This is a genomic window from Kitasatospora atroaurantiaca, assembly GCF_007828955.1.
GTDB classification, from domain to species: domain Bacteria; phylum Actinomycetota; class Actinomycetes; order Streptomycetales; family Streptomycetaceae; genus Kitasatospora; species Kitasatospora atroaurantiaca.
This window is the reverse complement of record NZ_VIVR01000001.1, coordinates 153,952-172,323: the sequence shown is the minus strand read 5'-3', so window position 1 is coordinate 172,323 and position 18,372 is coordinate 153,952. Positions and strand designations below refer to the sequence as shown.

The window sequence follows — 18,372 nt, the reverse complement described above, 5'->3', positions numbered from 1 at the left end:
TCCGGCGCCCACACAACTGCCAGCAGTGTCAGCGCTGGTGGGTGGCGGCCGTGATAGCACCAGATGGCACCGCTCTGTGGGAAGGCATCTCGGCCATGACGTTGAGAGGTATCCACCGGAGCTCAAGAACCACCACCCACCAGCTGGGTTGCGCAGCCGTGCTCGTCACAGACCTCCTTGAGGGCCGAGTGGAGTGCAGGTATCACAACCCGTTCGAACCACCCCGCCGAGCCGCGAAAGCCCGCGGAGTGCTTACGAAGGAATTAGGCTGAGAGTGCCGGGCGGGAGGTGATGGCCGTGGACCCCCGCAACACCTCCAGGCGGTGCCCCGAATGCGGGCACACCGCGAAGGGGAACCGGCCCACTCGGGAGAAGTTCCACTGCGTCGGCTGCGGCCACAAGGCGCACGCGGACACGGTGGGAGCCATCAACGTTCTACGGGCCGGGCTGGTCCGTCGCGACGCCCAACCGGCTCAGCAGAAGCCCCGTCCTTCAGGGCGGGGAGGAGTCACGTGACGCAGGATCTCCGTCTCGCGGCCGGTGAGAGCGGCCACTCTGTCGCCGGCGGCGTCCCGTTGCACGGGCCTCGCGGTCGCGAGCCGTCGGACGGCGTCGCGGAAACAGTACCGAGTCTCCGCTTGCCACCAGCCGGATGGCGTGGGCGATCTGCTGCGACGGAGGATGAACCCGCTGGCGCCCGCTCGCAGGGCATCGTAGACGTGCTCGTCGTTACACGGTTTTCCGGTGGCGGTAGAACTCGGTGTGGTCCGGTTCGAGGGGTGTGTTGCCGAGGAGGAGGTCGGCGGCCTTCTCGGCGAGCATCATCACGGGGGCGTAGATGTTGCCGTTGGTGACGTACGGCATCGCGCTCGCGTCCACGACGTGGAGGCCCTCGACCCCGTGCACCTGCATGCTGGCCGGGTCCACCACCGACATCTCGTCGGTGCCCATCCGGCAGGTACAGGAGGGATGCAGGGCGGTCTCGCCGTCGCGGCGGACCCAGTCCAGGATCTGCTCGTCGGTCTCCACGGCCGGGCCGGGGGAGATCTCGCCGTCGCTGAACTCCGCGAAGGCGGGTTGACCGAGGATGTCGCGGGTGACCCGGATCGCCTCCACCCACTCGCGCCGATCCTGCTCGGTGGAGAGGTAGTTGAAGCGCAGGGCGGGGTGGACGCGCGGGTCGCGCGACCTGATCTTCACGGAGCCGCGCGCGTCCGAGTACATCGGGCCGATGTGCACCTGGTACCCGTGTCCGCCGGCCGGTGCGGAGCCGTCGTAGCGGACGGCGACGGGCAGGAAGTGGAACATCAGGTTGGGGTAGTCGACGTCCTCGTTGCTTCGGATGAAGCCACCGCCCTCGAAGTGGTTGCTCGCTCCCGGCCCGCTCCGCAGGAAGAGCCACCGGGCACCGATGAACGGCCGCCGCCACAGCTTGAGTTGGGGCTGCAGCGAGACCGGCTGCTTGCACCCGTGCTGTACGTAGACCTCCAGGTGGTCCTGGAGGTTCTCGCCGACGCCCGGCAGGTGGTGCACCGGCTCCACCCCCAGCGCCGACAACTCGTCCGCGTTGCCGACGCCCGAGAGCTGCAGCAGCTGCGGTGAGTTGATCGCACCACCGCAGAGGATCACCCTCCCGCCGTGCACCCGCTCCAGCTCGCCGCCGCGGCCCCGGGCGTACTCGACGCCCGTGGCCCGCCTGCCCTCGAACAGCACCCGGGTGACGAACGCCCGGGTCCGCACCTCGAGGTTGGGCCGCTCGAGCACGGGGTGGAGGTAGGCCCGCGCGGCGCTGAGCCGACGGCCGCGCCGCAGGTTGCGGTCGAAGGCGGCGAAGCCCTCCTGGCGGTGGCCGTTCACGTCGTCGGTGAGCGGGTACCCCGCCTGCTGGACGGCCTCGAAGAACGCGCCGAACAGGGGGTTGGTGACCGGCCCGCGTTCGAGCTCGAGCGGGCCGTCGTGTCCGCGGAAGTGACGATCAGCGGCTCCGCCGCGGGGACGATCAGCGGCTCCGCCGCGGGCATCGTCCCGGTCGGCGAGGCAGTTCTCCATCTTCTTGAAGTACGGCAGGCAGTGGGCGTAGTCCCAGGTCTTCATGCCCGGGTCCGCGCCCCACCGTTCGTAGTCCAGAGGGTTGCCGCGCTGGAAGATCATGCCGTTGATGCTGCTGGAGCCGCCGAGCACCTTGCCCCGGGCGTGGTAGATGCGGCGCCCGTTCATGAAGGGCTCGGGCTCGGACTCGTACTTCCAGTCGTAGAGGCGGTTGCCGATCGGCATGGTGAGGGCCGCCGGCATGTGGATGAGGACGTCCCACAGGTAGTCGGGCCGCCCGGCCTCGAGGACCAGCACCCGGTTGGCCGGGTCGGCGCTGAGCCGTGCCGCGAGCGCGCAGCCGGCCGAGCCTCCGCCGACGATGATGAAGTCGTACTGCTGAAAGCTCATGGAGTTCCTGCCCTGGCTCTCGGTCGGCACCTGGCGGGTGCGCTGGTGAACGGGGCTTCGATCCTGCGAGGTCGGGTCAACGGACTGAAAATCCGGACGTGTCGAGCAGCTGAGTCGACGACAAGTTTCTTCATCTGAAACTGACTTCTGATGGCGCAACAGTGTTCCGGCGGCGCCGGGCGGCGTCAAGACGCACGCGGGCCCTCTTGACGACTGTTCTTCCTGACGCAACAGTGTGCGTAGTCCGAGACACCGTCGAGGGGCTTGGTGCGATGTCCCACGAACTTCCCGAACACCCCGACTGGTTGTGGCGCACTCCCGACCCGAAGCCGGCCTACGACGTCGTCATCGTCGGCGCCGGCGGCCACGGACTCGCCACCGCCTACTACCTCGCCCGCAACCACGGCATCACCAACGTGGCCGTCCTCGAACGCGGTTGGCTGGCCGGCGGGAACATGGCCCGCAACACCACGATCATCCGCTCCAACTACCTGTGCGACGCGAGCGCCGCGATCTACGAGCACGCGCTCAAGCTGTGGGAGACACTGCCGGACGAGCTCGAGTACGACTTCCTGTTCAGCCAGCGCGGCGTCCTCAACCTGGCGCACACCCTGCAGGACGTCCGCGAGGGCACCCGGCGGGTCAACGCCAACCGCCTCGGCGGCGTCGATGCCGAGTGGCTCGACCCGGACGAGGTCCGCGCCTTCTGCCCGATCGTCAACACCTCACCGGACGTACGCCACCCGGTCCTGGGCGCGACCCTGCAGCCCCGTGCCGGCATCGCCAAGCACGACCACGTCGCGTGGGCGCTCGCCCGCAAGGCCGACGCGTACGGCGTCGACCTGATCCAGAACTGCGAGGTGACCGGCTTCGTCCGCGACGGCGACCGGGTCGTCGGCGTGGAGACCACCCGGGGCCGGATCGGCGCCGGACAGGTTGCGCTCGCCGCCGCCGGGCACACCAGCACCCTGGCGGACCTGCTCGGCCTGCGACTGCCCCTGCAGAGCCACCCGCTCCAGGCCCTGGTCTCCGAGCTGCTCCAGCCCGTGCACCCCACCGTCGTCATGTCCAATCACGTGCACGTCTACGTCAGCCAGGCGCACAAGGGCGAACTGGTCATGGGCGCGGGCATCGACTCGTACAACGGCTACGGGCAGCGCGGCTCCTTCCACCAGATCGAGCACCAGATGGCAGCGGCCCTCGAACTGTTCCCGATCTTCGCCCGCGCTCACGTCCTCCGCACCTGGGGCGGGATCGTCGACGTCACCCCGGACGCCTCTCCGATCATCGGCACCACGCCGATCGACGGCCTCTACCTCAACTGCGGTTGGGGGACGGGCGGTTTCAAGGCCACCCCGGCCTCCGGCTGGGTGTACGCCCACACCATCGCCACCGGCACGCCGCACCCACTGAACGAGCCCTTCGCCCTGGAGCGGTTCACCACCGGAGCCCTCATCGACGAACACGGCGCCGCCGCCGTAGCGCACTGAAGCTGGAGGACGCATGCTGCTCATCGCCTGCCCGTGGTGCGGCGAGCGCGACGAGACCGAGTTCCACTACGGCGGTCAGGCCCATGTCGCCTACCCGGCCGACCCCGAGGCGCTGACCGACGCCGAGTGGGCCGAGTACGTCTTCGTCCGCGAGAACCCCAAGGGCCCGTTCGCCGAGCGCTGGTCGCACGCGGCCGGGTGCCGCCGCTGGTTCAACGTGATCCGCCACACCGTCACCCACGAGATCCTGGCCGTCTATCCGGCCGGCCGGCCCGAGCCGGTGATCGCATGACCCAGTCCCACCGCCTCGCCGCCGGCGGGCGCATCGACCGCACCGCCCCGCTCGGCTTCACCTTCGACGGCACCGCGTACACCGGCTACCGGGGCGACACCCTCGCCTCGGCGCTGCTCGCCAACGGCGTGATCGAGGTCGCGCCGAGCCTCTACCGCAAGCGCCCGCGCGGCATCGCCACCGCCGGTGTCGAGGAGCCGCACGCGCTGGTCCAGGTCGACGAGCCCATGCTGCTCGCCACCACCGTCGAGCTGTACGACGGCCTGTCGGCCACAGCCCTGCCCGGCCTCGGCCGGCTCGACGACACGCCCGACGAGGCCGTCCACGACAAGATGCACACCCACGCCGACGTGGTGGTCATCGGTGGCGGACCGGCCGGACTCGCGGCGGCACTCGCGTCCGGCCGCTCGGGAGCGCGTACCGTGCTGGTCGACGACCAGCCGGAGCTCGGCGGAGCCCTGCTCAGCGGCGGGGAGGAGATCGACGGCCGACCCGCGCTCGACTGGGTCGAAGCCGTCCGCACCGAGCTCGCCGCCGCGCCCGAGGTGCGGATCCTCAGCCGCTCCACGGCGATCGGCCACCACGACCAGAACTACCTGCTGGTCGCCGAACGTCGTACCGTCCACCTCGGCCCGTACCCCGTCCCGGGCATGTCCCGGCAGAGGCTCTGGCACATCCGCGCCCGCCAGGTCGTCCTGGCGACCGGCGCGCACGAGCACCCGATGGTATTCGCGGGCAACGACCGCCCGGGCGTGATGTCCGCCGCCGCCGTCCGCAGCTACCTCAACCGGTACGCCGTGCTCCCCGGCCGCCGCGCGGTCGTCCTCACCACCAACGACCACGCCTACGCGACCGCGCTCGACCTGGTCGCTGCCGGCGTCGAGGTGGCGGCAGTCGTCGACACCCGCCCGCAGCCGCCGGCCGCCCTGGCCGAGGCCGCGCTCCGGGCCGGGGTCGAGGTGCTGGCCGGCTCCGCCGTCGTCGCGACCTCGGGTGACACCCGGATCTCCTCGGTCCGCGTCGCCGGACTCACCGCCGACGACCAACTCCACGGCCCGGTACGCGAGGTGGCCTGCGACCTGCTCGCCGTCTCCGGCGGCTGGAGCCCCGCCGTGCACCTGTGGAGCCAGTCCCGGGGCAGTCTGCGCTACGACGAGGCCATCGCAGCCTTCGTCCCCGCGCAGGCCGCACAGCATGTCCGCGTCGCCGGTGCAGCGCGCGGCACCTACGACCTTGCCGGCTGCCTGAGCGAGGGCTGCGACGCCGGAGCGACAGCCGCCACGCTCGCCGGCTTCGCGGCCACCGCCCCGTCCGTACCGCCGAGCGTCGGGGACACACCGCCCGCCCCACCGCGACCGGTCCGGATCGTGCCCGCCGAGGACGGTGAACCGGCGACCTGGCACGACCACTTCGTGGACTCGCAGCGCGACGCCACCGTCGCGGACGTCCACCGGGCGATCCGCGCGGGGATGCGCTCCGTCGAGCACATCAAGCGGTACACCACCATCGGCACCGCCCACGACCAGGGCAAGGCCGCCGGACCCGCCGCCATCGGGGTCGTCTCCCGTCTGCTGGGCGCGAGTTCACCCGCCGAGGTCGGCACGACGACCTTCCGGGGCCCGTACACCCCGGTCTCCTTCGCCCTGCTGGCCGGACGCGAACGCGGCAAGCTCTTCGACCCCGTACGCACCACGCCGATCCACCCCTGGCACGCCGAGCACGGCGCGGCCTTCGAGAACGTCGGCCAGTGGAAGCGGCCCCGCTACTACCCGCGCGCCGGCGAGGACCTGGACGCCGCTGTGCTGCGCGAGTGCCGGGCGGCCCGCGAGGGCGTTGCCGTCATGGACGCATCCACGCTCGGCAAGATCGACGTCATCGGTCCCGACGCAGGCGTGTTCCTCGACCGCGTCTACACCAACGGCTTCGCCAAACTGGCCGTCGGCTCGGCGCGTTACGGCGTCATGTGCCGCCCTGACGGCATGGTCTTCGACGACGGTGTCACCGTACGCCTCGCCGACGACCACTACTACCTCACCACGACCACCGGCAACGCCGCCGGCGTGCTCGACTGGCTGGAGGAGTGGCTGCAGACCGAGTGGCCCGAACTCCGTGTCCACTGCACGTCGGTGACCGAGCAGTGGGCCACGGTCGCGGTGGTCGGCCCCAAGTCCCGGGCAGTCCTGGCACACCTCGCACCGGACCTGGACGTGTCCAAGGAGGCCTTCGCATTCATGACGGCACGTCAGACCGTACTCTCCAACGGCGTCCCGGCCCGGATCTGCCGCATCTCCTTCTCCGGCGAACTCGCCTACGAGATCAACGTGGCGAGCTGGTACGGCCTCGCACTCTGGGAGGCGGTGATCGCCGCCGGCGAGCCGCAGGGCATCACCCCCTACGGCACCGAGACGATGCACGTCCTACGAGCCGAGAAGGGCTACCCCATCGTCGGCCAGGACACCGACGGCACCGTCACCCCGCAGGACCTCGGCATGGACTGGATCGTCGCCAAGCACAAGCAGTTCATCGGCAAGCGCTCCTTCCGACGGGCGGACACCGCCCGAGCCGACCGCCGCCACCTCGTCGGACTGCTCCCGCTGGACCCTGCAGAGCTGCTTCCCGAGGGTGCACAACTCGTCGCGTCCGAAACTGCGTTGACGGATCCACCGGTCCCGATGCTCGGCCACGTCACCTCCAGTTACCGCAGCGCCGCACTGATGCGCACCTTCGCGCTGGCCCTCGTCGAGCGCGGCCGGGAGCGGATCGGGGAGAAGGTGTACGCGCCACTGCCCGACGGCCGGGTGGTCGCCGCCACCGTCACCGAACCCGTCCTCTACGACCCGAAGGGAGCCCGCCGTGACGGTTGACGGCCTCCGGCGCAGCCCGCTCGGCCACCTCGCCTCGCAGACACCCACCCGGGACGTCCGGCTGCGCGAGATCCCCTTCCTCACCCAGCTCAACCTCCGCCTCAGCCCTGGCAGCGAGGCCGCTGCCCGCGTCGCCGAGGCGCTCGGCGCGGCGCTGCCGACCGAGCCGAACACCGTCTCCGTCACGGAGTCAGGCGACCTGCGGCTGCTGTGGCTCAGCCCGGACGAGTGGCTCGTCGTCGGCCCGGACGGCTGTGCTCCGCAGACCGAAGGGCACATCCGTACCGCCCTGCAGGGCGAACACGCGTCCCTGGTGGACGTCTCCGCCAACCGGACCACGCTCGAACTGTCCGGGCCCGGCGCCCGCACCGTGCTCGAGACCGGCTGCGCCCTGGATCTGCATCCGCGGACGTTCGTGCCGGGCCGCTGCGCGCAGACCCTCGTCTCCAAGGTCAACGTGGTGCTCGACCAGGTGGATGCCGAGCCGCGCTACCGGCTGCTCGTACGCGGCTCGTTCGCGCAGTACCTGGCCGACTGGCTGCTCGACGCGATGTCGCGTACGAACCCGACGCATTGACCACCCTTCACGACCTTCACGACCTTCGCGAGAGAGAGGATCCTCCGTGGCCCAGCAGGTGCAAGGAGTGGTCGCCCGAGCTAAAGGCGCTCCGGTCCGGGTCGAGACGATCCTGGTGCCGGACCCGGGTCCGGGCGAGGCGGTGGTGAAGGTCCAGGCGTGCGGTGTCTGCCACACCGACCTGCACTACCGGGAGGGCGGGATCAACGACGACTTTCCGTTCCTGCTGGGCCACGAGGCGGCGGGTGTGGTGGAGGCGGTCGGCGACGGCGTGGACGAGGTGGCACCGGGCGACTTCGTCATCCTCAACTGGCGTGCCGTCTGCGGCCAGTGTCGCGCCTGTTCACGTGGACGCCCTTGGTACTGCTTCAACACCCACAACGCCGAGCAGAAGATGACGCTTCTCGACGGAACCGAACTCGCTCCCGCCCTCGGCATCGGAGCCTTCGCCGAGAAGACCCTGGTCGCTGCCGGGCAGTGCACCAAGGTCGACCCCAAGGCGTCGCCGGCCGCCGCAGGTCTGCTCGGCTGTGGAGTGATGGCCGGGCTGGGCGCCGCCGTCAACACCGGCGGTGTCGGGCGCGGCGACTCGGTCGCCGTGATCGGCTGCGGCGGCGTCGGCAACGCCGCCGTCGTCGGTGCCCGCCTCGCCGGAGCAGCACGCATCATCGCCGTCGACATCGACGACCGAAAGCTGTCCACCGCCGAACGCCTCGGCGCCACCCACACCGTCAACTCCCGTTCCACCGACCCGGTGGAGGCCATCCGAGCGCTGACCGGTGGTCACGGCGCCGACGTGGTCATCGACGCGGTCGGCCGCCCGGAGACGTACCGACAGGCGTTCTACGCCCGCGACCTGGCCGGAACGGTCGTCCTGGTGGGCGTCCCGACTCCGGAAATGAAGCTGGAACTGCCACTGCTGGACGTCTTCGGGCGCGGCGGATCGCTCAAGTCCTCCTGGTACGGCGACTGTCTGCCCTCTCGGGACTTCCCCACGCTCATCGACCTCTACCTCCAGGGCCGTCTGGACCTGGACGCCTTCGTCAGCGAGACCATCCCGCTCAGCGACGTCGAGGAGGCATTCGCCCGCATGCACAAGGGCGAGGTGCTGCGCTCGGTGGTGGTGTTCTGACGCTGCTCGACGATGTACCGCCGTTTCCCGGGACCGACGGTGTCCGGCGCCCCTTCGGTGTTACCGTCGCGCCATGTCCAAGATCGAGATTGACGCGCTGACCGCCGAGTTCTTCGGCGCCTTCGACAACCGGGGCGGCAAGGCAGCCGACGTGGCCCGGATCCGCCGGCTGGTTGTTCCGGGTGGCGTGATCGTCATGACCGGCCCGGAGTTCACGGTCTACACCGTGGACGAGTTCATCGAGCCTCGCCAGCGGCTGCTGAGCGACGGTCGGTTGGTCGAGTTCTCCGAGTGGGAGACCACCGAACGGACCGATATCGCGGGCGATATCGCGTCGCGGTTCGGTGAGTACCGCAAGTCCGGGATCCTGAACGGCGAGCCGTTCGAGGGAGGCGGGACCAAAACCATCCAGTTCGTCCGTACCTCGGATGGCTGGCGGATCGCAGCATTCGCCTGGTACGACCAGCCCTGACCGCAGAGGTGCGGAGCGTCCGCGACACCGGCGCCGTCGGCTAACGGCCGGGCGTCTGCTCGGCCCAGATGGTCTTGCCGGTCGCGGTGTGCCGGGTGCCCCAGCGGTCGGTGAGCTGAGCGACCAGGAGCAGACGCGGCCGCCCTCGTCGAAGATCCGGGCCCGGCGCAGGTGGGGCGAGGTGGAGTCGCCGTCGGACACCTCGCAGATGAGCGTGTGGTCATAGATCAGCCGGAGCTGGATGGGTGTGGATCCGTAGCGGATGGCGTTGGTGACCAGCTCGCTGACGACCAGTTCGGTGACGAAGACGGCCTCCTCCGTCAGCCCCCACGTGGCGAGCTGTTCGGCGGCCAGTCTCCTGGCGTCGGCGACGAGGGCCGGGTCCGGCGGCAGGTCCCAGACGCCCACCTGGCCGGAATGGAGTGCTTGGAGCTGATTCCCCCGAACTCGCGGCTCTTGTCCCCCTGGGCCGGAACCTCCCTCAGCTCGATGGCGTACTGCCACCGGCACCGCCTCCTAATCGTGGGGGATGGGCGAAGTGCCGGGCGTGCGCCACCACCCGGCTACGAAGTCAACTCTCCTACCCCATACGGCCGTAAGAGCCGCTAGCATGGGCCGCACGTGCTGCTGATCAAAGGGGATGGGCCACGGATGTCCGACAACTGGACCAGCATCCGTTCCCGATGGGAGAGCATCCGCCAGGCGGTGGACGGCACGCTCCCCTCTCCCGGCATGGGAGCCGCCCTGGGGGCAGGGCGCCTCGGCCTGTCGGTGAACCCGGTGGCCATCACCGGCGAGCCCGGCGCAGGGAAGTCCGTGCTCTATGATGCCCTGACCCAGGCGATCAGAACCGGCGACAGGGACAGCCGCCGCAGCCCGGACAGCGAGAAGCACCGTACGGCCTTCCGCTCCGGCTCCCGGCGCTCGCAGGCTTCGGTCGTGGTGATCCCCGGGCAGGCGTCGGAGGAGCGTGAACGCGCTCTGGCCGCCACCATGGGCGGAACGGCGTCACCGCACGGGATCATCCACGTCGTGTGCTGGGGCCACAACAGGACCTGGCAGCGCAGCGGACAGCGGGACATCGAGGAAGCGCTGCGCAGGGAGCACCCGGACGTCGACCGGGAGTCGGTGCGCGCCTGGCACCTCCGCAAGGAGGCCGACGACTTCCGGGACCTGTGCGAGCGGATCATCGAGAAGCGTGCCGCCAAGCGCCTGCGGTGGATGATCGTCGCGGTTTCCAAGTGCGACCTGTACTGGGACCGCATCGATCAGGCCCGTGACCACTACATTCCCGGTGAGACCGGCAACGAGTCGGAATTCTGCACCCAGCTGCGCGATCTGGCGGACGAGACCTCCATCGATATCGCCGTGCTCCCCATGAGTTCACGGTTGATCCGTCATCAGTTCCTGCCGGGGCTGCCGACGCAGCTCTTCCAGCTGGATGATGAGCAACTCGGGGTTCTCCGAACGTACTTCAGTGACTCCCTGCAGGGATTCCTGGCCGCCAGAGACAGGGGAGCGCCAAATGGCGGCCATTGACAGCGGTGACGCCTTCGAGCGTGTCCTCGCCGAGGCCGAGGCCCGGCTGTCCGTCGTCCGCCGGGCGCGCGCCCGCGTGCGTGCGGCGAGGCGCGCGCAGGTCGTGGGCGGTGCCGTGGCGCTTGTGGCCGTCGCCGCGGCGCTGCTCGGCGCCGGCGGGCCCAGGAGCGGGGAAGGCACATGGATCGTGGTCTCCCTGACGGTCGCCGCGCTCGGCCTGGCCACCGCTCTGCTGACCCAGTCCGCGCTCGTCCTCCCGCTCCGCCGGCAGGCCGCGATCGACGAGCGGATCATGCTGCGCCAGGTCAACCGGTTGCGCGAACTGTTCGCCCACATCGCCCGGCGCGAGGGGTGGGACGGCGAGCGGATCCGTGCGACGAGGCAGCGCCTCTCCCGGTTCCCCATCGAAGGCGGGACGTTCCGATGATTCAACGCCTGATCGTGTCCTCCGGCATCGCCGCACTCGCAGCCTGCGTCCTCACGCCCGTCGGTTACCTGCTCGCGGGCCGGCACCACGGCAGGTTCCAGGATGCGTTCCAGGGCCACTGGGAGATCATCGCCGCCGGCCTTGCACTGGTCGTGCTCGGCCTGCTGGAGGTAGGGCGCGGCCTCGTCCTCTGCTTCGGCGTGCTGGGCGCGTTCGAGGTGGACAACCTGGTCCGGGGTGCCGGGAGCGTGCTGGTCGGTGCCGGCATCACCGCGCTGGGCGTGGCACTCCTCTGGAACCTGCTGCTCGGCCCGGTGTAGGGCGCCTGCGCCCCGCGTGGCTGCGCGAAGGCGCCCGGGCGCCCGCTGCGCCCGTGCCGGTGACTGCTCGGCGCTGACCCCCGTACGCCTGCCGTCAGCGGGCGGCGCCCTGGGGCCGGGGCGCCGCCCGCTGACGGTCAGTCGGTCGTGGTTCCGTGGGTGTGCCAGGTAGCACGGACGAGTTCCCGTTCGGCGGCCGTGAGGTGGACGGCGGTCGCGAGCCAGCGCTCGGCGTACCGGTCACTGTCCGGGTCGCCGAGCCGTCCGAACACGTCACGCTGCCGCCGGTCGGCCTCCGTCGCGAGGGCGGTCGTGAGCTCGGCGGCGGTGTGGAAACCGGTGCGCCGAAGAGCTGCGCCATCGGTACGGGCGCCGCCGCTGCGCTCCGACTCGGCGACCGCGCGCCGGCCGCCGGCGACCGCGAGGTCCACCTGCCGGCGGACCCGCCACAGGGGGGAGTCGCTCAGCGGGTCGGGCCCCACCGCGACCACCGGCCCCACCCGTTCGCACTCTTCCGCAGAGGGGAAGTGCCCGCCCTGGAGCAGGTCGTAGCCGAGATCCGCGCGGCCGCGCCACTCCGGCGGCAGCCGGAGTGTGGCCTCCGCCCCCGGCACCGGCGCGACCGCCAGCGGGCGCAGGGTGGCGGCCCGGTCGGGGTCGATCCGGCCGAGCACCCGTACCCGCAGGCCCGGATGGCCGGCGAGCCGCGCAAGGTTGGCGGTGTGCGCCAGGTCCGGGTGGCGGTTGGCCGCAACCAGTCGGATCAGCGGGCCGTGCGCAGCCCCCGTCGCCGGGTCGAGCTCGCGAGTGAGCACGCTGTCGGCGGCGGCCCCGAGGACGACCAGCTCGCAGCCGACCGGTCGGCGCAGTCGCTCGGTCTGCTCCGGATCGGCGAGCGGGCCGTCGGCGAGCCGCTCGGCCGCGGCCTCGGCCAGCGGGCGGCAGAACAGCGCTCCCAGCGGGCCCGATCCCCAGTCCAGCCCCGCTGCCGCGGTGGCCCGCACACCACGGCCGGAACCCAGCCGGCCGTCCGCCGAGACGGTCGCGCCCGAGATCAGCAGACCGCCCCGGGACAGCTGCGCGTGGTCCAGAGCCGCCGCGCCTACCGAGACGGGGGCGGTGCCGGCGGCGCGGGCGCGTGCCGGCCCGCCGGGCTTGACGTCGGCGACCGACACCCACCGGCCGTCCTCGGTGACCAGATGGGTCACCACACCGCCGTACCCGGTGGCGGTCAGCACCGGCTCGCGGCACACCCCGTGCACCCGCAGCGCGCCGCCCGGCTTGTAGGCGCGGCGCGCGGTCCCGAGCAGCGCCTGGTCGGCCGGGCCGGAGCGCAGCAGGGCGGTGGTGAGCAGGAGTTCGCGCAGTGCTGCGGCCAGGTCGGCGGTGCGATGGCTGCTGTGGCGGGCGCGGGCGCTGCGCAGGCTGCGGACCACTCGCAGCGCGGCGGCCTCCGCCCGGTGGAGGTCGGCCAGCCGCGCGGTGTGGGCGGCGCGCAGCAGCTCGGCCTGCGGGACGGCCCCGGCTGCGGGCACGCCTGCAGCGAGGATTGCCGCAGCCGCCGCCCACAGGTCGGCGGCGGCCTTGGCCCGGGCGGGCGTCGGCTCGACGGCGGACGGCTCCGCAGCCGCGGACCCCGCATCGTCGGCCCCGGCGTCGGCCCCGGCCGCAGGCGCGACCTCGGCGACCTCGTCCGCGCCGCCCGGTGCCTCCGGCTCGGGGGCGGACGCCACGCCGGTGGCGGGCGGGTCGGCGATCGGGCAGCAGCCGAGCACCGCCGCCCGGTGCAGGCAGCGCGGCGCGAGCAGGCAGCTGCACTGCGCCTGCCACTCCGCGGTGACCGTGCCGGCGGGGCCGGGCACCAGGGTGACCAGGGCGTCCTCCCCGCAGCGGACGGCGGCACCCGGGCCCTCCGGTGCCGGGGTGACGGGCAGCGCGGCGTACTGCTCGATCGCCGAGTCGAGCTTCTTGCGCAGACGGGACGTCAGGGACTCCACCGCAGCCGCCAGCACCTCTGGTGCGACGGCGGGCAGTTGGAGCTGGTCGGCAGCGGTCATCGCCTGTTCTCCGGTCATGGGGTGTCTCCGCGGAGGCGGTCGCCGACCCAGCGGGCGAGGGCGAGGGGACTGAGGGCGGCCACCGGCATGCCGGCCGCGACGAGCTGCCGGGACACCGGCACCGAGTAGCGCGGGGTACCGGTGTCGTCCAGCGCCGCGCAGCCCATCAGGTGCACCCCGGACGAGGCCAGCGCTCGGACCTCGCCGAGAAGGCCGCCCAGCGGATAGCCCTCCTCGAAGTCGCTGACGACCACGACGAGGGTGCGGCTGGGCACCGTGACCAGCGAGCGGGCGTGGGCGAGCGCGGCGGCGATGTGGGTGCCACCGCCGACCCGGACCTCCAGCAGCAGCGACAGCGGGTCGGAGACCCGGTCGGTGAGGTCGGCGACCTGGGTGGAGAAGGCCAGGAAGTGGGTGGAGAGGGTCGGCACGCCGCCCAGCACCGCCGCGGTGAGGGCGGACCAGATGACCGAGGCCTCCATCGACCCGGAGACGTCGACCACCAGGATCAGCCGCCAGTCGGCCTCCCTCCGGGAGCGGGTGCTGAACACCGGCTGCTCCGGCACGACGACCGTGCGGCCGTCCGCCAGCCGTCGGGTGTGGGCCAGGTTGGCCCGCAGCGTGCGCGGCAGGTCGATCCGGCCGCCCGGGCGCCGGGTCGGCCGCGGGGTGGCCAGGCCGGTCAGGGCGGGGCGCAGCCTGGTGGCGAGCTCGCGGGAGAGTTCGTCGACCAGGCGGCGCACCAGCGGGCGCAGCCGGTTGAGCTGGTGCTCGGGCATGCCGCCGGCCAGGTTGAGCACCGAGGTCAGCAGCTCCATCGAGGGGCGGACGGAGCTCGGGTCGAGCTCGGCCAGCACATCGGTGCGGCCCGAGTCGGCGGCCGCGGCGAGTACCTCCTCGCGGACCTCTGTGCCGAAGAGTGCCTCGAGCTCCTGCGACCACTCGCGGGCGGTCGGGAAGGACGCCTCCCGGCCGCCGCCGTTGCCGGACGTGCCGCCGAGGTCGGCGGCACCCTCGCCGCGGCCCGTGCCGTAGAGCTCGTCCAGGGCGTGCGCGTAGCGGCGGGCGTTCTCGGGCAGGCGCTCCGGTTCGCGGCCGAGCAGGAGCCGCCAGCGGTCGGCGGGGGAGAACCGGTCCTCGGGCACGGCGGTGCCCGCGGCGGGCCCGTCCGCCGCAGGTGCGGCTCCGGGTTCGGCTGCCGGCGGCTCGGCCTCGGCCTTTGCGGGTGCGCCCGGCAGGCCGAGGGCGATGAGGGCCTCGGCCGCGGCGGTGTCCGCGGCCGTCCACAGAGCGATCAGCTCGGCCGGCGCTGCAAGCGTCAGGTCGGGGCGCTCGCCGAGCCGCTCGGTGACGGTGTCCAGCAGTCGGCCGCGCCCTGCGGGACTGAGCGCGTTGAAGCCGGCCCGCAGCGCGGGAAGCCGCTCCAGGAAGGCGCGGTCGGCCAGCACGTCGATCCGCCCCAGCAGCGGGCCGAGGGCGTCGGGCGCGTACTGCAGCAGTGGGCCGCCGGCCGTCAGCAGCCCGGTCAGCAGCCGGGCGAGCCGGCGCCGGCCCTCGGGGTCGGCGGCCGCGTCGACCCAGCCCGCGGCGCGGGCGCCGAGGTGGCCGGCGGCGTCCAGGTCGAGCAGGACGCGGGAGGCGAGGGCGGCGCCCTGGACGAGCGGTGAGCCCGTCCGCGCGAGCGTGTCGAGCGCGTCGTCCAGGCGAAGGCCGAGCCGGTGGTCGCCGGCCCGGGCGGCGAGGGCGACCAGGGCGGCGGCGTCCGCCGGGTCCTCACTGCCGGCCAGGCCGGGCAGGCCGCGGACGGCCGCGTCCAGCAGGGTGGCGGCCAGGTCGGCGGCCTGCGCCCGGCTCCGCTCGGTGGTGCCGGGCAGGTGGGAGAGCCGCAGCGCCTCCAACAGGTCCAGCGCGTCGAGGAGTTCGGGCAGGGTCGCGGAGGCCGGCAGCAGCTGGTCGGCCTCCGCCAGCCGCTCGGCCACCAAGGCAGGCAGGTCGCAGCGGGCGGCGGCGCGCAGCCCGTCCAGCAGCTGCCCGCAGGTCGGCCCGCCTTCCGCGGCCTGACGGCGCGCGGTCTCCCGCAGGGTGCCGGTGGCGGCGAGCTCGGCGGTGACGCCGCGCATGCCGGCCAGGTCGAGCCGGGCGGCGGAGGACGGTGTCCAATGCATCCGCCAGCGGGTGGTCAGCGCGGAGGCGTCACCGGTGCCGGACACCTCCAACGCCTTGCCGTAGCCGATGCCGCAGACGTCGAGCCGCTGCAGCAGCACCTCGCGGCGCCCGTCCAGTGCCGAGCGCAGTGGGTCGAGCCGCAGCTCGCGGGAGTCGGGGTCCTCCGGGCAGGGCAGGCGCAGGGCGGTGAGTTCCGCCTCCACGGACGGGCCGAGGCCGGAGCGCGGGGTGCCGGGGGCGAGCCGGCCGCGGTCGGTCCCGACCAGCACGGTCTCCAGGGCCTTGGCGAGCGCCCGGCCGCGGCCGAGCGGTTCGCCCTGGCCGAGCACGGCCGTCACCGCCTCCAGGAGTTCGCCGCGACCTGGGGCCGGCAGGCCGCGCAGCCGGGCGAGGTCGCAGGCAAGCCGCAGCGTCTCGGCGGCCTCGCCGGTGCCGGCCGGGTGCCCGGCCTTGCGCAGCTCGCGGCACACGTCGGTGATCGCGCGGGCGGCGGCCCCGTGGACCTGCTGCGGGTCGCCCTGCGCGGTGAGCACGGCCTGCTGCCACCGCGGGTCGCGAATGCCCGCCGGGTAGCCGGATCGGGCGTCGAGCAGGTCGAAGGTGTACGGGACGAGCGAGGTCACCGGCCCGCCGTCGGCGGGGGCCGGATCGGCGGACGGGGCGTCAACCGGCTCGTCGGCGGCGATGAGCGCGGGCCCGTGGAAGGCACCGACGACCGCGGCGACCCGGCGCCCGCCGACCGCCGCCCCGGTGATCACCCGGCGCATGTGCGCCTCCCGGGCGAGGTCGTCGGCCGGGACGCCGCCGCGCCCGGCAGCGTCCCGGCGCAGCGCCCAGCCGACGGCCAGCGCGGCGCGCCGCACGGCCTCAGGCTCGCTGCCGGGTGCCCGCACCTCGACGGAGCGGTCCCACAGGTCGTCGCCGTCACGGCCGGTGCCTGCGGCCTCCAGGGCGTCCGCGTACGCGGTGCCGGCGGAGCGCCCACCCGGAGCGGAGTCCGAGCCGGTCACCGCCCAGCCCTTGTCGGCCAGCGGCAGGTCGCAGCAGAGCACCTCGACGCCGTGCTCGCGGGCCCAGCGGATCGCGGCGAGCTCGGGCGAGAAGTCGGCGAACGGGTAGAAGCCGAGCCGCCCGCCCTCGTCCGCCCCGGCGAGGGCGACCGGGGCGACGGTGCCGGGGTCGGCGAGGTGGGGGAGCCAGGGTTGGAAGTCGGTCGGCAGCTCCACGCAGACCACCTGCGGGTCGGCCTTGTCCAGCAGCGCCGGCACCACCGCGGCCAGGGCCGGGCTGTGGTGCCGGACGCCGATCAGGTACGGCCGTGCACAGGTGGCGAGCGCCTCCACCGCCGCGCGAGGGTCGGCGGTGTCCGGGGAGGTACGGGGGTCGGTCACCGCAGGTTCTCCCGGAGGTCCCACAGACGGCGCCACACGGCGGAGCCGTCCTCTGCGCGGCGGCGCACCGGCCCGTCCCAGTAGCCGAGCAGGCGGCCGTGGTCGGCCGGGTCGTCCTTGCGGACGGCGCCCAGCAGATGACCGGGGACAAGGTCGAGGACGTCGTCACCGGGCAGGTAGGCGCGGGCCAGGCCGAGCGAGGCGGCGACGTGGACGGCCTCGGCGGTGGACATCACCGTGCCGGGGCGCTCGATGTCCCAGCCCTCGGCGGAGCGGCCGGTGCGCAGGTCGCGGAAGACGGTGACCAGGACGTCGAGCACGGCGTCGTCGACGCCGAAGGTGGCCCCGGCGCGCTGCACGGCGGCGATGGCCCGGGTGCGGACGAGCTCCGTCTCGGCGTCGGCGTCGGCGATCGGGTGGACCGTCTCGAAGTTGAAGCGCCGCTTGAGGGCGGCGGACATCTCCGAGACGCCGCGGTCGCGCAGGTTCGCGGTGGCGATCACGGTGAAGCCGGGCACGGCGGAGACCGTGGCCTCCGGGGTGCCGGCGAGCTCGGGCACGCTCACCCGCCGGTCGGAGAGGATCGACACCAGCGCGTCCTGCACCTCTGGCAGGCAGCGGGTGACCTCCTCGATCCGGGCGACCCTGCCGGTGCGCATCGCGGTCATCACCGGCGAGGCGACCAGTGCCTGCGGCGTGGGGCCCTGGGCCAGCAGCAGCGCGTAGTTCCAGCCGTAGCGGAAGGCGTCCTCGGTGGTGCCGGCGGTGCCCTGGACGGTGAGCGCGCTGGTGCCGCTCACCGCGGCCGAGAGCAGCTCGGAGAGCATCGACTTGGCGGTGCCCGGCTCGCCGACCAGCAGCAGGCCGCGTTCGCCGGCCAGGGTGACCACGCAGCGCTCCACCAGGGCGCGTTCGCCGACGAACTTCGGCGCGACGACCAGCTTGGCGGGCAGCGCACCGTCCTTGCGGCGCTTGGGCGGCAGGGTGAGCGCCTGGCCGTCGCTGCCGCACACGAAGGTCACCACCGCGCTCGGAGTCAGGGCCCAGCCGGGGGGACGCGGGCCCTCGTCGTGCGCGGCAAGGAAGGCGAGTTCAAGGGCGTGGTGCTCCTCGGCCGGCAGGATCTGCCGGGCCTGCGGGGCCGCCTGATCGGTCGTCGGGGTCATGGTGTCGGTCCTTCGGTCCATCGGTAGCGGGTGGATGGGG

Annotated in this window: 11 protein-coding genes and 3 pseudogenes; 9 read left to right on the top strand and 5 right to left on the bottom strand. The window is 73.0% G+C overall.

Going from position 1 to position 18,372, the window contains the following annotated elements:
- Window positions 1-267: 267 nt before the first annotated feature.
- Window positions 268-516 (top strand): annotated as a pseudogene (locus tag FB465_RS00800) (zinc ribbon domain-containing protein); the annotation flags it as partial.
- A 213-nt stretch (window positions 517-729) separates the two neighbouring features.
- Here the strand turns inward: FB465_RS00800 and betA are convergent.
- Window positions 730-2,439, bottom strand: a complete 1,710-nt coding sequence (gene betA, locus FB465_RS00790) for a choline dehydrogenase (protein WP_145786639.1) — start codon at window positions 2,437-2,439, stop codon at window positions 730-732.
- Window positions 2,440-2,711: 272 nt separating this feature from the next.
- On the opposite strand from betA, the gene FB465_RS00785 reads away from it, so the two are divergent.
- The 5 genes and pseudogenes from FB465_RS00785 (at window position 2,712) to FB465_RS00760 (ending at window position 9,266) form a co-directional block, all read left to right on the top strand.
- Window positions 2,712-3,929 (top strand): sarcosine oxidase subunit beta family protein, encoded by a 1,218-nt coding sequence (locus FB465_RS00785; protein WP_145786638.1) that lies wholly within the window; start codon window positions 2,712-2,714, stop codon window positions 3,927-3,929.
- A gap of 13 nt (window positions 3,930-3,942) precedes the next feature.
- A pseudogene (locus FB465_RS00775) lies at window positions 3,943-7,085 on the top strand (sarcosine oxidase subunit alpha family protein).
- Window positions 7,075-7,662 (top strand): sarcosine oxidase subunit gamma, encoded by a 588-nt coding sequence (locus tag FB465_RS00770; protein WP_145786635.1) that lies wholly within the window; start codon window positions 7,075-7,077, stop codon window positions 7,660-7,662. The pseudogene FB465_RS00775 and the gene FB465_RS00770 overlap by 11 nt, the downstream one beginning before the upstream one ends.
- A gap of 46 nt (window positions 7,663-7,708) precedes the next feature.
- Window positions 7,709-8,794: an S-(hydroxymethyl)mycothiol dehydrogenase gene (locus tag FB465_RS00765; RefSeq protein ID WP_145786634.1), complete on the top strand. Its 1,086-nt coding sequence runs from the start codon at window positions 7,709-7,711 to the stop codon at window positions 8,792-8,794.
- 73 nt (window positions 8,795-8,867) lie between these two features.
- Window positions 8,868-9,266: a nuclear transport factor 2 family protein gene (locus FB465_RS00760; protein ID WP_145786633.1), complete on the top strand. Its 399-nt coding sequence runs from the start codon at window positions 8,868-8,870 to the stop codon at window positions 9,264-9,266.
- A 40-nt stretch (window positions 9,267-9,306) separates the two neighbouring features.
- Here FB465_RS00760 and FB465_RS00755 read toward each other — a convergent pair.
- Window positions 9,307-9,692: pseudogene (locus tag FB465_RS00755) on the bottom strand (ATP-binding protein); the annotation flags it as partial.
- 279 nt (window positions 9,693-9,971) lie between these two features.
- On the opposite strand from FB465_RS00755, the gene FB465_RS00750 reads away from it, so the two are divergent.
- Genes FB465_RS00750 through FB465_RS00740 form a run of 3 tightly spaced genes read left to right on the top strand, consistent with a single transcriptional unit; the run spans window position 9,972 to window position 11,552 of the window.
- A complete protein-coding gene (locus FB465_RS00750; RefSeq protein WP_246192430.1) occupies window positions 9,972-10,805 on the top strand; it encodes a hypothetical protein in 834 nt (277 codons plus the stop codon).
- The gene (locus tag FB465_RS00745; RefSeq protein ID WP_145786632.1) at window positions 10,792-11,232 is read left to right on the top strand and encodes a hypothetical protein; all 441 of its coding nucleotides are present in this window, start codon (window positions 10,792-10,794) and stop codon (window positions 11,230-11,232) included. Before FB465_RS00750 ends, FB465_RS00745 begins: the two co-directional genes overlap by 14 nt.
- Entirely contained in the window at window positions 11,229-11,552 is a 324-nt protein-coding gene (locus FB465_RS00740) for a hypothetical protein (RefSeq protein ID WP_145786631.1), read from the top strand. The genes FB465_RS00745 and FB465_RS00740 overlap by 4 nt, the downstream gene beginning before the upstream one ends.
- A 137-nt stretch (window positions 11,553-11,689) precedes the next feature.
- Here the strand turns inward: FB465_RS00740 and FB465_RS00735 are convergent, their stop codons facing one another.
- From FB465_RS00735 to FB465_RS00725, 3 genes are read right to left on the bottom strand one after another with little or no spacing between them, the layout of a single operon-like run.
- Window positions 11,690-13,627: a hypothetical protein gene (locus FB465_RS00735; protein ID WP_246192429.1), complete on the bottom strand. Its 1,938-nt coding sequence runs from the start codon at window positions 13,625-13,627 to the stop codon at window positions 11,690-11,692.
- Complete coding sequence (locus FB465_RS00730; RefSeq protein ID WP_145786630.1) at window positions 13,624-17,166, bottom strand: vWA domain-containing protein; 3,543 nt, start codon at window positions 17,164-17,166, stop codon at window positions 13,624-13,626. The genes FB465_RS00735 and FB465_RS00730 overlap by 4 nt, the downstream gene beginning before the upstream one ends.
- The gene (locus FB465_RS00725; RefSeq protein WP_145786629.1) at window positions 17,163-18,332 is read right to left on the bottom strand and encodes an ATP-binding protein; all 1,170 of its coding nucleotides are present in this window, start codon (window positions 18,330-18,332) and stop codon (window positions 17,163-17,165) included. Before FB465_RS00725 ends, FB465_RS00730 begins: the two co-directional genes overlap by 4 nt.
- Window positions 18,333-18,372 lie beyond the last annotated feature (40 nt).

Bases quoted from the DNA above. Each gene is read 5' to 3' on its own strand.
- betA (WP_145786639.1), bottom strand. From the start codon at position 2,439: ATGAGCTTTCAGCAGTACGACTTCATCATCGTCGGCGGAGGCTCGGCC.
- FB465_RS00785 (WP_145786638.1), top strand. From the start codon at position 2,712: ATGTCCCACGAACTTCCCGAACACCCCGACTGGTTGTGGCGCACTCCC.
- FB465_RS00760 (WP_145786633.1), top strand. From the start codon at position 8,868: ATGTCCAAGATCGAGATTGACGCGCTGACCGCCGAGTTCTTCGGCGCC.
- FB465_RS00745 (WP_145786632.1), top strand. From the start codon at position 10,792: ATGGCGGCCATTGACAGCGGTGACGCCTTCGAGCGTGTCCTCGCCGAG.
- FB465_RS00740 (WP_145786631.1), top strand. From the start codon at position 11,229: ATGATTCAACGCCTGATCGTGTCCTCCGGCATCGCCGCACTCGCAGCC.
- FB465_RS00735 (WP_246192429.1), bottom strand. From the start codon at position 13,627: ATGACCGGAGAACAGGCGATGACCGCTGCCGACCAGCTCCAACTGCCC.
- FB465_RS00725 (WP_145786629.1), bottom strand. From the start codon at position 18,332: ATGACCCCGACGACCGATCAGGCGGCCCCGCAGGCCCGGCAGATCCTG.